Annotated in this window: 14 protein-coding genes; 2 read left to right on the plus strand and 12 right to left on the minus strand. The window is 68.5% G+C overall.

What is annotated here, in order from left to right; all coding sequences use genetic code 11:
• Positions 1–341: 341 nt before the first annotated feature.
• From ccmE to AAD027_RS07215, 6 genes are all read right to left on the minus strand, one after another.
• Positions 342–806, minus strand: a complete 465-nt coding sequence (gene ccmE, locus AAD027_RS07190; protein ID WP_341725324.1) for a cytochrome c maturation protein CcmE — start codon at positions 804–806, stop codon at positions 342–344.
• The gene (ccmD, locus tag AAD027_RS07195) at positions 803–967 is read right to left on the minus strand and encodes a heme exporter protein CcmD (protein WP_341725325.1); all 165 of its coding nucleotides are present in this window, start codon (positions 965–967) and stop codon (positions 803–805) included. The genes ccmE and ccmD overlap by 4 nt, the downstream gene beginning before the upstream one ends.
• Positions 964–1,725 (minus strand): heme ABC transporter permease, encoded by a 762-nt coding sequence (locus tag AAD027_RS07200; protein ID WP_341725326.1) that lies wholly within the window; start codon positions 1,723–1,725, stop codon positions 964–966. The genes ccmD and AAD027_RS07200 overlap by 4 nt, the downstream gene beginning before the upstream one ends.
• 17 nt (positions 1,726–1,742) lie before the next feature.
• On the minus strand, positions 1,743–2,429 hold the full coding sequence (gene ccmB / locus AAD027_RS07205) for a heme exporter protein CcmB (protein WP_341725327.1): 687 nt from the start codon (positions 2,427–2,429) through the stop codon (positions 1,743–1,745).
• A 240-nt stretch (positions 2,430–2,669) separates the two neighbouring features.
• A complete protein-coding gene (gene ccmA, locus AAD027_RS07210) occupies positions 2,670–3,320 on the minus strand; it encodes a heme ABC exporter ATP-binding protein CcmA (RefSeq protein ID WP_341725328.1) in 651 nt (216 codons plus the stop codon).
• 110 nt (positions 3,321–3,430) lie between these two features.
• Positions 3,431–3,922 (minus strand): DUF3293 domain-containing protein, encoded by a 492-nt coding sequence (locus tag AAD027_RS07215; protein ID WP_341725329.1) that lies wholly within the window; start codon positions 3,920–3,922, stop codon positions 3,431–3,433.
• A gap of 71 nt (positions 3,923–3,993) precedes the next feature.
• Between AAD027_RS07215 and AAD027_RS07220 the strand changes: the two genes are divergently transcribed.
• Together AAD027_RS07220 and AAD027_RS07225 are read left to right on the plus strand one after the other, a co-directional pair.
• Entirely contained in the window at positions 3,994–5,145 is a 1,152-nt protein-coding gene (locus AAD027_RS07220; RefSeq protein ID WP_341725330.1) for a pyridoxal phosphate-dependent aminotransferase, read from the plus strand.
• Between the two features lie 103 nt (positions 5,146–5,248).
• Positions 5,249–6,046, plus strand: a complete 798-nt coding sequence (locus AAD027_RS07225; protein WP_341725331.1) for an amidohydrolase — start codon at positions 5,249–5,251, stop codon at positions 6,044–6,046.
• A 1,053-nt stretch (positions 6,047–7,099) separates the two neighbouring features.
• On the opposite strand, the gene AAD027_RS07230 is transcribed toward AAD027_RS07225, so the two are convergent.
• The 6 genes from AAD027_RS07230 to AAD027_RS07255 all read right to left on the minus strand — a co-directional run bounded on the left by AAD027_RS07230 (position 7,100) and on the right by AAD027_RS07255 (position 13,074).
• Positions 7,100–7,549: a PaaI family thioesterase gene (locus tag AAD027_RS07230; protein ID WP_341725332.1), complete on the minus strand. Its 450-nt coding sequence runs from the start codon at positions 7,547–7,549 to the stop codon at positions 7,100–7,102.
• Positions 7,546–7,923: a hypothetical protein gene (locus tag AAD027_RS07235; protein ID WP_341725333.1), complete on the minus strand. Its 378-nt coding sequence runs from the start codon at positions 7,921–7,923 to the stop codon at positions 7,546–7,548. Before AAD027_RS07235 ends, AAD027_RS07230 begins: the two co-directional genes overlap by 4 nt.
• A gap of 32 nt (positions 7,924–7,955) precedes the next feature.
• On the minus strand, positions 7,956–9,179 hold the full coding sequence (locus AAD027_RS07240) for a PQQ-dependent sugar dehydrogenase (RefSeq protein ID WP_341725334.1): 1,224 nt from the start codon (positions 9,177–9,179) through the stop codon (positions 7,956–7,958).
• A gap of 49 nt (positions 9,180–9,228) precedes the next feature.
• On the minus strand, positions 9,229–11,103 hold the full coding sequence (locus AAD027_RS07245) for an ABC transporter ATP-binding protein (protein WP_341725335.1): 1,875 nt from the start codon (positions 11,101–11,103) through the stop codon (positions 9,229–9,231).
• Positions 11,104–11,348: 245 nt separating this feature from the next.
• The gene (locus AAD027_RS07250; RefSeq protein WP_341725336.1) at positions 11,349–11,948 is read right to left on the minus strand and encodes an NUDIX hydrolase; all 600 of its coding nucleotides are present in this window, start codon (positions 11,946–11,948) and stop codon (positions 11,349–11,351) included.
• 28 nt (positions 11,949–11,976) lie between these two features.
• Positions 11,977–13,074 (minus strand): efflux RND transporter periplasmic adaptor subunit, encoded by a 1,098-nt coding sequence (locus AAD027_RS07255; protein WP_341725337.1) that lies wholly within the window; start codon positions 13,072–13,074, stop codon positions 11,977–11,979.
• Between the last annotated feature and the right edge of the window lie 2 nt (positions 13,075–13,076).

Raw genomic sequence — 13,076 nt, forward strand, 5'->3', positions numbered from 1 at the left:
GGCTGTTGAGAGCCGCGCTAACGCGCGAGTTACTTGACCAGCCTGCGGCTGTTGAAAGGCGTACTTTGCCTGTGCAAAGAAAGTAACCAAAGAGCGCTTCTCAACAGCCGCAGGCTGGTCAAACATTCCCCGGCGGCACGCCCTCCGCGCTGTGCGCTGCGGGTCCCCGGTCACGTCAGGGATTCTTGGAAGGCTCATCCATGTAGCTTGCAAAAACGCCACGCGCCCTGCGCGGCGCCCCCGTATCAAGTGCGGGGCAGGCTCTTCGGGTCTGTCCTGCCGTGACTGCCGCGCCTCAGGGGCCCCGGAAGAGCAAGAGCATGCACGATCTTGCGAGCCGATCAATTCGCCGACCCCGCCGGTGCATCGGGCACATCGTGCTTCTGATGCGCCTTGCCCATCTTGTCGGCCACTTCCTTCGGCATGTACGCCTCGTCGTGCTTGGCCAGCACGTCCTCGGCGACGAACACGCCGTCCTTCATCGTGCCGGTGGCCACCACCGCCTGGCCCTCGCGGAACAGGTCCGGCAGGATCTTCCCGTACACCACGGTCAACTGCGCATCGCCGTCGGTGACGCGGAAGCGCGACACCAGCGAACCGCTTTCGCGCTGGAAGGAATTCTTCTCGACCATGCCGCCCAGGCGGAAGCGGGCGCGTTCGCTGGCGTCGCCGCGCAGTACTTCGGCCGGCGTGTACAGGTAGGCGACGTTGCGCTGCAGGGCCATGGCGATCAGCGCGGTGGCGAGGGAGGCCACCACCACGGCCAGCAGCACGAACAGCAGGCGACGGCGACGGGTGGGGTTCATCGGGCCAACTCCGTGGGCGCGGTGCGGCTGGCCTCGCGCGCGGCGCGCAGGCGGGCGGCGCGCAGTTCGCGGCGCACCTGCAGGCGCGGGGCGATGAAGTCCCAGGCCAGCACGGCGGCGAACACGGCGTAGGCTCCGACCACGTATTCCAGGTAACTCATGCTTGCTCCTTGGCGGTGCCGGCGGCCAGCCGCGCCACCCAGTCCTTGCCGGATTCGCGGCGCAGGTTGTCGGCGCGCGCGCGCGCCAGCAGCGAACCGGCGAACCAGAACTTGGTGGCGACCACCATCAGCACCAGCGGCAGCACCATGCTGGAATCCATGCTGGATTCGCCGAACACGCGGATGGTCTGGCCCTGGTGCAGCGAGTTCCACCAGACCACCGAGTAGCGGATCACCGGCAGCAGCGCCACGCCGACGATGGCCAGCAGGCCTGCCGCGCGCGCGGCCGAGCGGCGGTCGTCGATGGCGCCGTACAGGCCCATCACGCCCAGGTACAGGAACAGCAGGATCAGTTCGGTGGTCAGGCGCGGGTCCCAGTCCCACCACGTGCCCCACATCGGCTTGCCCCAGATGCTGCCGGTGGCCAGCGTGATGACGGTGAACGCCGCGCCGATCGGCGCGCAGGCCATCGCCAGGATCTCGCACAGCTTGATCCGCCAGACCAGCGCGATGGCCGCGTAGAAGGCCATCAGGCCGAACACGAACATGCTCATCCACGCGCTGGGCACGTGGATGTAGAGGATCCGGAAGCTGTCGCCCTGCTGGTAGTCGGCCGGCACCACGAACAGCGCCTGCCACAGCCCCACGCCCATCAGCAGCACGGCGGCCAGGTAGCACCACGGCGTCCAGCGCGCCGCGAAGCGGTCGAAGTACGGCGGCGAGCCGAGTTGGTGGAACCAGCGGACGAGGGGATTCATGCGTGTGCGTAGGGTCTTCAGTTCAGGGCGATGCGGATCGCCGCGGCGGCGGCCAGGGGCGCCAGCAGCAGCGACAGCAACAGGCCGGCGCCCAGCCACAGCAGGGCGCCGGAGGCATCCAGCCCTTGCGCGCTGGCGGCCACGGCGCCGGCGCCGAACACCAGCACCGGGACGTACAGCGGCAGTGCCAGCAGGGCCACAAGGATACCAGAGCGCCGCATGCCGACCGTCAGCGCGGCGACCACCGCGCCCAGCAGGCTGAGCAGCGGCGTGCCCAGCGCCAGGGTGGCCAGCAGCATCGGCAGCTGTTCGCGCGGCAGGTGCAGCAGTTCGGCCAGCAGCGGGGTGGCGACGACCAGCGGCAGCGCGGTGGTGGCCCAGTGGGTCAGCACGCGCACCAGCACCAGCCAGGCCAGCGGCACCGGCGCCAGGATCCACTGCTCCAGCGAGCCGTCCTCGGCATCGCCGCGGAACAGCGTGTCCAGCGACAGCAGGCCGGCCAGCAGCACGGCGACCCACATCACCGCCGGGGCGACCTTCGACAGCGCCTGCGGTGAGGTGCCCAGGCCCAGGGCGAACAGCACCACCACCAGCAACGCAAACAACGCCGGCTGCAAGGCATCGCCACGGCGGCGCCACAGCAGTTGCAGGTCGCGGGCGACCAGGGCGCGGGCTGCTTGAAGGAGGGAAGGGGAAGTACTCATGCATCAGCCCCCACGAAATGGCCCCTTCCCCCGCGTGCGGGGGAAGGCTGGGATGGGGGCGGAGCGAAGCCATGGACGATGAGTACTGCGAAGCGCTTCCACGTTCGGGTGCTTTCACGCCACATCGCTCGATGCCGCTTGGCATCGGTACCTTGACCGGCTCTGGCTTGCCCCCACCCCAACCCTCCCCCGTGAACGGGGGAGGGGGCGGTGTGTCGTGAACGTGGGGCATGGGGGCGATCACGCATCCTGCCTGCCCCCCATCACCAGCATCCGCGTCTGCACCGGCGGGGCGGCGTAGGCGCCGTGGGTGGTCACCAGCGCGGCGCCGCCGTCGCGCAGGTGCGCGGAGATCATCCGGTTGACCAGGTTGATGCCGTCCAGGTCCAGGTTGGCGTAAGGCTCGTCCAGCAGCCACAGCGGGGCCGGCGACAGCCACAGGCGGGCCAGCGACAGGCGCTTCTTCTGGCCGGCGGACAACTGGCGGGCCAGGGCATCCTCGTAACCGCCCAGGCCGACCATGCCCAGCGCGTTGCCGGGCATCTGGCGCGGGCGGCGGCCGTGCAGGCCGCACAGGAAATGCAGGTTCTCCAGCGTGCTCAGGTCGGCCTTCAGCGCGGGCAGGTGGCCCAGGTAGGCCATGGCGTGGGCGCGGCGCGAGGGACCGGCCGGCCGGCCGTCGATGTCGATCCGGCCGGCGTCGGCCCGCAGCAGGCCGGCCAGCACGCGCAGCAGGGTGGTCTTGCCCACGCCGTTGCCGCCCTGTACCAGCAGCGCTTCGCCAGCGTCCACCGCGAAATCCAGCGGCCCGAACACGGGCTCGTCGTTGCGCGAGAACGCCAGGGCGCGGGCGGCCAGCAACGGCGGGTGGGTGTGGACGGCTTCGGTCATCGGGTCGGGCGCTCCCGCGGCGGGGAGGCTGGGGTGTCCTGTGGCTCAGCCGCCCATTGTAAGCGGACCACCGGGTGCCCCGGCCTGCGGCAGACGGGTCGCGAGCGGGCTCAGCCCACCCAGTCGGTATGGGCGTCGCCGTCCGCCTGCGGCGGCCGCGGCCACATCATCCGCAGCCGCACCGGTTCCCCGGCCTGCCAGAACAGCGTGCCGCCCTGGCCGAACTCGCGCGCCAGCGCGTCGGCCTGCCCGGGCGTGGCGTCCAGCACGAACCAGCCGTACTCGACCATGCCGCCCCGGCTGTTGCAGCCCAGCGCCGGGTGGAACGACAGGCCCAGCGCTTCCAGCCGCTGTTGCAGGCGTTCGTGGGCGGCATCGTTGGCCTCGCGCGTGGATTCGCCCGGGGGCGGATTCCATGCGGTGATGAACAGATAACGCTCCGCCATGACCTGCCGTTCGATCTCCGGCGCGGGCAGTCCGGTGCAGAACAGCCATTCCTTGCGCCCCAGCGTGACGAAGTAGTGCGCCGCGGCCCAGGCCGTGGCCAGCCGGGCGCGTTCGGCTTCGGGGACGCTGTCGGCGGGAACGCTGTGTCCGGTCATGGCCCCATCATCGCGCGTCAGGCGGACCGCGTACACTCCACAGTCCCCCGTTTCGAGAGCCAGGCAGGCGGATGTCGCAACTCCAGACCAAATTGCCCAAGGTGGGCACCACCATCTTCACCGTGATGTCGCAACTGGCCGCCGAGCACGGCGCGGTCAACCTGGGGCAGGGTTTCCCGGACTTCGCGGTGCCGCAGCGGCTGGTGGACGAACTGGACCGCGCCATGCGCGAGGGCCACAACCAGTACGCGCCGATGACCGGCGTGGCCCCGCTGCGCCAGGCCATCGCCGAGAAGGCGCTGCGCTGCTACGGCCGCGAGGTGAACGCCGACACCGAGATCACCGTGACCAGCGGCGCCACCGAGGCGCTGTTCAACGCCATCCACGCAGTGGTGCGGCCGGGCGAGGAAGTGATCGTGCTGGACCCGGCCTACGACAGCTACGAGCCGGCCATCGAACTGGCCGGCGCGCGCGCCGTGCACGTGCCGCTGGACCCGCGGACCTTCGCGGTGGATTGGGACCGGGTGCGCGCCGCCATCACGCCGAAGACCCGGCTGCTGATGATCAACAGCCCGCACAATCCCTCCGGCGCGATGCTGGACGAGGGCGACCTGCGCGCGCTGTCGTCGTTGCTGGAAGGCACCGGCATCTACCTGATCTCCGACGAGGTGTACGAGCACATCGTCTTCGACGGCCGCCGCCATGAGTCGGTGCTGCGCTACCCGGAACTGGCCGCGCGCGCCTTCGTCGTATCCAGTTTCGGCAAGACCTACCACTGCACCGGCTGGAAGATCGGCTATGCCATCGCACCACCGGCATTGACCGCGGAGTTCCGCAAGGTGCACCAGTACAACGTGTTCTGCACGTTCGCCCCGGCGCAGCATGCCTTCGCCGCGATGATCCGCGACGAACCGGAACACTACGAACAGCTGGGTGCGTTCTACCAGGAGAAGCGCGACCGCTTCCGCGAGCAGTTGCTGGGCACGAAGCTCAAGCCGCTGCCGGTGCCGGGCGGCTACTTCCAACTGGTGGACTACTCGGCGGTCAGCGACCTGCCGGACACCGAGTTCGTGAAGTGGTTGACGGTCGAGCATGGCGTCACCGCCATCCCGCTGTCGCCGTTCTACGAGACGCCGCCCGTCGGCCAGCGCCTGGCGCGGCTGTGCTTCGCCAAGAACGAGGCGACGCTGGATGCGGCGATCGAAAGGTTGAAGAAGCTCTGATGCTTCTGTAGGAGGGGCTTCAGCCCCGACTGCCGGAAGGGTCGGGGCTGAAGCCCCTCCTACAGCAGAACACACCCCAATTTGGCGTTGGCAGGAAAAGAACATGCAGGACCTCCGCATTTCCCTCGTCCAGGGCGCCACGCGCTGGCACGATCCGGCGGGCAACCGGGATTACTACGGCGACCTGATCGCGCCGCTGGCGGGGCGGACCGACCTGGTGATCCTGCCGGAAACCTTCACCAGCGGCTTCAGCAACGACGCCATCGACCAGGCCGAGGGCATGGAGGGCGAAACCGTCGCCTGGATCCAGACGCAGGCCGAGTTGCTGGGCGCGGCGGTCACCGGCAGCGTGCAGTTGCGCACGCACGAGGGCGTCTTCAACCGCTTGCTGTTCGCCACGCCGGACGGTGGATTGCGGCATTACGACAAGCGTCACCTGTTCCGCTACGCGGGCGAGCACAAGCGTTATGCCGCCGGCAACGAGCGGCTGACGGTGGAGTGGCAAGGCTGGCGCATCAATCCGCTGGTCTGCTACGACCTGCGCTTTCCGGTCTACGCGCGCAACCGCTACGACGTGGAACGCCCGGGACAGCTGGACTTCGACCTGCAACTGTTCGTCGCCAACTGGCCGGCGCCGCGCGCGTATCCGTGGAAGACGTTGCTGCGCGCCCGCGCCATCGAGAATCTCTGCTACGTGGCGGCGGTGAACCGCGTGGGCACCGACGGCAACGGGCTGGAGTATGCCGGTGACAGCGCGGTGGTCGATTTCCTCGGCCAGCCGCTGGTCGAACTGCCGGCGGAGGAGGGCGTGGCGACCACGACGATCTCGGCTGAGGCGCTGGCCGGGCATCGGGAACGCTTCCCGGCGATGCTGGATGCGGACGCGTTCGAGCTTCGTTGAGTAGCGTTTACAGTCTGATAGTCCGTGGGCCTGTGGCGAATGCCGTTGATGCTGACCGATGGCGCGCTCGCCGCGAGGCGTCACTTGACCAGCCTTAGCAAATGCTTCTGTTTTAGCTTGGGTTCTATGGTCGAAGTTTTTTCGCGGACAGATGGCGCCGCTCGCCGCGGGGGCATTCTTTCTTTGCTCGTGCAAAGAAAGAATCAAAGAAACACGCCCCAGGCGGCGCGCCCTGCGCGCTACGCGCTCCGGGTCCGCAAGCAGGCCGGGAATTTTCGTAAGGCACATCCCTGTGCCATACGAAAACGCCGCCCATCCAGGGCGGCGCCCCAAGGGGTTTTACCCGGCCCGCTTGCCGCGCCTAAATGGGGGCCCGAAAGGCAACAGCAAAAGCAGAAGCATCTGGGCTCCGGATGTATCCGCGTCGCCCTTGGGGCCCCTGAGGTCCGGCAGTCCCGGCAGGTCAAACCCCGCAGGGGCGGCGCACAAGGATGTGCGCCGTTTCCGGATGACACAGGATGTGTCTTCCGGAAATTCCTGCCGGGACTGCGCACCCGCCGCTTCGCGGCGGGCGGACCGCCGGGGTGTGCTTTCTTTGCCTACTTTCTTTGCACAAGCAAAGAAAGTAGGGCCCCCGCGGCGAGCGGCGCCATCTATCCGCGCAGGAAAAACCAACCCGCAAGGCCAGCAAACCTCACCGCGCTCCTTGCATCTTCCCTAAGCCAGCACAGAGGAGCGGCTTCGTTGCCCCTCACCCCAACCCCTCTCCCGGTGGGAGAGGGGCTTTGAGGTGCGTGCACGGGGAAGGCACCTATCTGCCCGCAGCGAGCGGCGCCATGCCGGCGGCAAAGCAGACCCTTCCGAAGAAATGAACGCATTACGTTCATTGGAAGTGTGCATTTTGCATTCATCGTGCACGTTGCGGGATCGCGGACAGTCGGGGCTGGCTGGCTTCGTCGCCCCTCACCCCAACCCCTCTCCCGGTGGGAGAGGGGCTTTGAAGTGCGTGCACGGGGAAGGCGCCTGTTCGCCTGTCCGCTCTGATAAGAGAGATCAGGCGTTCCTGGACGGCAGGATCTGGCATACCGCCTGGCACATCGCCAGCACGCGGCCCTGGTCGTCGCGTACTTCGCCGGCCAGATAGAGCTGGTTGCGGGTGCGTTCCAGCAACCGCGCATGGCAGGTGATGTGGGTCAGCTCCGGCGTCACCGGGCGCAGGTACTGGGTGTTGAGCGAGGTGGTCGCGTTCGGTGGAGCGATCAGGTAGGAGAACGGCCCCAGCGTATTGTCCAGCGCGGCGACGATGAAACCGCCCTGCATGTGGCCGATCGGGTTCTGGTAGCGCGGCAGCACCGGGAAGCGCACCGTCAACGATACGTTCTCCACGTACTCGACGAACTCGCCCTGCATGTCCAGCAGGCAGGGCGGCGGGATCTGCAACGGCACGCCTGCCGGCAGGCGGCTGCGCAGCAGGGCGTTGATGTCGGTCGCGTCGTCGCTCATCGGGTGAAAGTCAACTCGAACGAAGTGAAGAACGGCGCGCGTGGCGGCGTGGTCAGCGTCGTGCCGTTGATCTGCTTCTGCACGCAGATCGCCAGCGGCGTGCCGCCTTCGCGCCAGGTGCGCTGGACGCGGCCCGCCGCGTCCAGCTCGACCACCACCACGAACGGCGAGGTGTCGGCATTGGGCGTCGCGCAGGCGGTGATGGCGGCATCCAGCACCGTCGTCTGCGCCTGCAGCAGCGCATCGCGCTGCGCGGCCGGCAGCGACGCCTCGTCGGCGTCGGCGCGGGCCTTGGCCTGCGGGTAGTCGCCCGGCGACTGCGCGTGGGCATGGGCCGCGCAGCACAGGGCGAAGAGGATCAATGGCAGGCGCATGGCGGTTCTCCCCTGGCGGCGCATCATGGGCATCACGGCGCCTGCGGCGGTTCGATCCGCCACAGCTTGCCGTCGTCCTCGTCGGTCAGCACGTAGATGTTGTCGTCCGGGCCGACCCGCACGTCGCGCACGCGCTCGCCGATCTCGTTGAGCAGGCGTTCTTCGTTGACGATCCTGTCGCCCTGCAGGGTCAGGCGGATCAGGTTGCGTTCGGCCAGCGAACCCTGGAACAGGCTGTCGTTCCACGGATTGCCGGGGCGGCCGGTGTAGAACGCCATGCCGGACAGGCCCGGCGATTTCTCCCACACGTGGTAGGGCTGCTCCATGCCTTCCTTCGCCTTGCCCACGGCTTCCGGGATGGGCTGGCCGGAATAGTTGATGCCGTGGGTGATGATGGGCCAGCCGTAGTTCTTGCCCGGTTCCGGCAGGTTGATCTCGTCGCCGCCGCGCGGGCCGTGCTCGTTCTGCCACAGCTTGCCGGTGCGCGGGTCCTGCGCCATGCCCTGCATGTTGCGGTGGCCGTAGCTCCAGATTTCCGGACGCGCGCCGGCCCGGCCGACGAAGGGATTGTCCTGCGGCACGCTGCCGTCCAGGTTCAGGCGCACCAGCTTGCCCTGCAGCTTGTCCAGTTCCTGCGACAACGGGCGCTGGTTGCGTTCGCCCTGGCTGACGAACAGGTGGCCCTGGCCGTCGAACACCAGCCGCGAACCGAAGTGGTTGGGGCCTTCGACCTTGGGTTCCTGCCGGTAGACGACCTTGACGTCGGTCAGCGCATCGCCGGCCAGCGTGCCGTAGGCGACCGCGGTGCCGGCGGTGCCGTTCTCGCCCGGTTCGGCATAGCTCAGGTAGATGCGCTGGCTGTCGGCGAAGTCGGGCGCCAGCGCCACGTCCAGCAGGCCGCCCTGGCCGGTGGCGAACACCTCGGGCACGCCGGAGATCGGCGCGGAGATCGCGCCGTCGGCGGCGACATGGCGCAACCGGCCCGGGCGTTCGGTGACCAGCATGCGGCCATCCGGCAGGAAGGCCAACGACCAGGGATGGTCCAGCCCGCGCGCCACTTCGGTCACGCGGATCGTGCCCAGCGCGCTGGGCAGGGTCTGCGAAGGCTGGCTGGCGGGCGCGGCCTGCGCGGTGGCGCTGGCCGTGTCATTGGCGGCATCGCCATTGGTGGAGGACTGGCACGCGGCGATGGGCAGCGCGATCAGGATGGCGATGGCGAGTCGTCGAGGGGCGCGTTTGTGGGATGCGGTACGCAACGTCGTGTCTCCTGTGGTGGGGCGGATGTCCCGATGGCGTCAACAGGCCCTAGCGGTAGCCGGCGGCCTGCAATTCGAACAGTTCGGCATAACGGCCGCCTTGCGCCAGCAGTTGTTCGTGCGTGCCGCTGGCCTCCAGCCGTCCTTCATGCAGGACCAGGATGCGGTCCGCCATGCGCACGCTGGAGAAGCGGTGCGAGATCAGCACCGCGGTGCGATTGTCCGACAATTCCTTGAAGCGTTGGAAGACTTCGAATTCCGAACGCGCGTCCAGCGCCGCGGTGGGTTCGTCCAGGATCATCACCTGCGCGTCGCGCATGTAGGCGCGGGCGATGGCGATCTTCTGCCATTGTCCGCCGGACAGGTCCACGCCGTTCTTGAAGCGGCGGCCGATCAACTGGTCGTAGCCGTTGGGCAACTGGGCGATCACCTCGTCGGCCATCGCGCGCGCGGCGGCGTCGCGGATGCGGGATTCATCGTGCATCGCGTCGATCTGGCCCACGCCGATGTTCTCGCCGGCGGTCAGGTGGTAGCGCACGAAATCCTGGAAGATCACCCCGATGTTGGCGCGCAGCTCGTCGATGTCGTAGTCGCGCAGGTCGCGGCCGTCCAGCAGGATGCGGCCTTCGTCCGGGTCGTACAGGCGCGCCAGCAGCTTGACCAGCGTGGTCTTGCCGGCGCCGTTCTCCCCGACCAGCGCCAGCACCTCGCCGGCGCGCAGTTCGAAGTCCAGCCCGCGCACGGCCCAGCGTTCGGCATCGGGATAGCGGAAGCCGACGTTCTCGAAGGTGAAGCCGCGCGTGATCGGTTTCGGCACCGGGATCGGATTTTCCGGCGAAGTGATTTCCGGTTCGATCTCGAAGAACGAGAACAGGTCGTCCAGGTACAGCGCCTGCCCGGCCACCTGCGAAAAACCCACCAGCAGGCCTTCCAGCAACTGGCGCAGGCGGCGGAAGCTGCCGGCCAGGAAGGTCAGGTCGCCGATGGTGAAATCGCCGCGCACCGTGCGCCAGGCGATGTACGCATACGCCACGTAGTAGCCCAGCGTGCCCAGCGCCGCCAGCAGCGTGCCCCAGAACGCGCGCCGCCGCGCCAGCGCGCGGTTGGCCAGGAAGAACTTGTCGGCGAGGGTGCGGTAGCGGTCGATCAGGAAATGGTGGAGGTTGAAGATCTTCACCTCCTTGGCCGTTTCCACGCTGGCGCCCATCTGCCGCATGTATTCCAGCTGCCGCCGCTCGGGCGTCCACTGGAAGTTCAGCGAATAGCCCACCGCATTGAAGTGCGCCTCGCCGATGAAGGCGGGGATCAGCGCCACCGCCAGCAGCACCATCAGCCACGGGGCGTAGACCAGCAGGCCGGCGGCGAAGCCGACCACGGTGATGGCGTCCTGCACCTGGCCGAACAGCTGGCTCATCAGGTTCATCCGGCCCATCGTCTGCCGGCGCGCGCGGTCCAGCTTGTCCTGCAGGTCGGGATCCTCGAAGTCCTCCAGGTCCAGCGTGGCCGCGTGCTGCATCAGGCGGACGCTGGTGGCGTTGGTGAACAGCTCCGACAGCAGCGCATCGGCATAGCTCACCAGCCGGCCGAGCAGGTCGGAGAGGATCGCCAGCGCGAACTCGATGACCAGCAGCCACAGCAGCGGATCGAGCTGGCCGCTGCGCCAGGCATCGCCCAGCGCCTGGAAGCCCAGGCCCAGGCCGACCAGGCGGATCGCCTCGTCGATGATCAGCTTGCCGATGTACAGGGTGACGATGGGCAGCAGCGCGCGGATCAGGCGCAGGCCCAGGCTGGCGAGGGTCAGGCCGGGACTGGTCTGCCAGATCTGGCGCAGGAAGGGCGGCAGGTTGCGCATCGCATCGAAGCGCTCGCGCAGGTTGGGCTTGAAGGCGGGGCGCGTGCCGGCAGGCGAGGAGGACTGGGCCATGCGGGGATTGTGCCTGTCCGCGGCGGATTTGGGGTGAATGCGGAACCGGAGGACCATGTAGGAGCGACGTCAGTCGCGACCGTGGACCACAAAAAAGCTTCAGCCACGGATTGACACGGATCACACGGATTAAAGACAAGAAGTATTATCCGCGTTCATCCGCACCAATCCGTGGCTGAAGGGATGTTCTTCCTCACGGTCGCGACTGACGTCGCTCCTGCATGGGCTGTGGCAGCGGCGTGGGTTCACCGTGGATCGCCTGACACCGCGCCTGCCGGCGTCCACAGCGTGGCGCCCAGCGGGTACATCGGTTCGACGACGCGGCTGCGGTAGGCGTCTCCCTCCTGCCAGACATGGAAGGCGCCGCCCCAGATCGTTCCGGGCTCGCGCAACATGCGGGTGGTCATCTGCACGAACGACGGTGGCGACTTCTGCGAATCCGCCGAGATGGCGGCGATGGCTTCGTCGCGGGAGAACCAGCGCAGTTCCCGCGTGCCGTCGGGCGCTTTCGGTTCGCCGCCGGCGATCCTGGCCATGTAGTGCGTGCGCGTGGACAGGGCGGTGGTGAAGCCGTACTCGTAGGTCAACATGCCCGCCAGCGCCACGTTTTCGATCCTGATCCCGTACTTCCCGGCCAGGCTGTCCAGCGAGGCGCGAAGCGACAATCGCGTGTCGAAGCGCTGGCCGGGCGTGGACCAGCCCATCGCATTCGACTGCAACAGCACTTCGCCCCGGTCGTTGAAGACGAGCAGGCGCTGGGTGGTGTAATTGTCGTCATCGCCGCCGCCGGCACGCACGTGCAAGGGGAGTGCGAGCAACAGGAACAACAGGAATATCGGCTTCATCGTCCAGGCCCCGTGCGGATTGCCGGTTTCACCGCGCCGCGATGGCGAGCGGGACCGGCTGGATGCTGACGGCCTGTCCCGGTTCCACGCGTTCGCCGCCGCGCACGATCAGGCAGTCGCCGGCACGCACGTCGCCGCGCACTTCCACCAGGCCATCCACTTCCGTGCCGGTTTCCACCGGCAGGCGTTCGGCCTTGCCGGCGCTGTCCACGCGCAGCACGAAGTCGCCCTCGCGGCGCAGGATCACCGCATCGCGCGGTACCGCCACCACGCTGCGCGCGCCGGCCCTGGGCAGGCCCACGTCCACCGCGCTGCCCACCGGCAGTTGCGCGGCGTCGATGGCGATGCGCAGTTCCAGCTGGCGCGAGGCTTCATCGCCCACCGGCACCAGGGCGGTGACCGGCCAGGCGCGCTCGTCGCCCTCGGTGCGCACCAGCACCGACGTGCCGGCGGCCAGGTGGCGGGCCAGCTCCACCGGCGCGCGTACGCGGACTTCCTGCGTCGAGGTGTCCACCAATCGCGCGACCGAGGCGCCGGTGATCAGGTATTCGCCCAGTTGCGCATGGCGCTCCGCGACCACGCCGGGGAAGGGCGCGCGCACGACCATCTGCGTGCGCTGGTGGCGGGTCTGCGCGAGCTGGGCCAGCGCGCGGGCGCGTTCCTGCACCAGCATGTCGCGGTCGGCGCGCAACTGGTCGTATTGCGCGCGGGCGATGTTCTGCTGCGCCGCCAGTTGGGCGTAGCGGCGCTCCTGCGCCTGCGCCATGTCCAGTTGCGCCTGGATGCGGGCCAGGTCGGCCCGGCCTTCCTGTTCGCGCAGGCGCAACGCGGTGTCGTCCAGCACGGCCAGCGCCTGTCCGGCGCGCACGCGCTGGCCGACCTCCACCACTTCCACCACCCGGCCGCCCTGTTCGCTGGCCACGCGCGCGTCCTGGCGGCTGATGACGCTGCCCGGCGACCAGTGGCGCGGGGCGAACTCGGCGTTGACGGCGGGCGCGACGCTGACGATGGCGGGCGCCGCTTCCGGTTCCGCCGGCGCGCTGGCATCGGCGTCCCGTTCCAGCAGGGGGAGGGCGAGGACGCCGGCCAGCGCGATGGCGATCAGGCTCTTGTGCAGGGTACGCATGT

This window comes from Pseudoxanthomonas putridarboris (assembly GCF_038321125.1).
In the GTDB taxonomy this organism is placed as follows: Bacteria; Pseudomonadota; Gammaproteobacteria; order Xanthomonadales; family Xanthomonadaceae; genus Pseudoxanthomonas_A; species Pseudoxanthomonas_A putridarboris.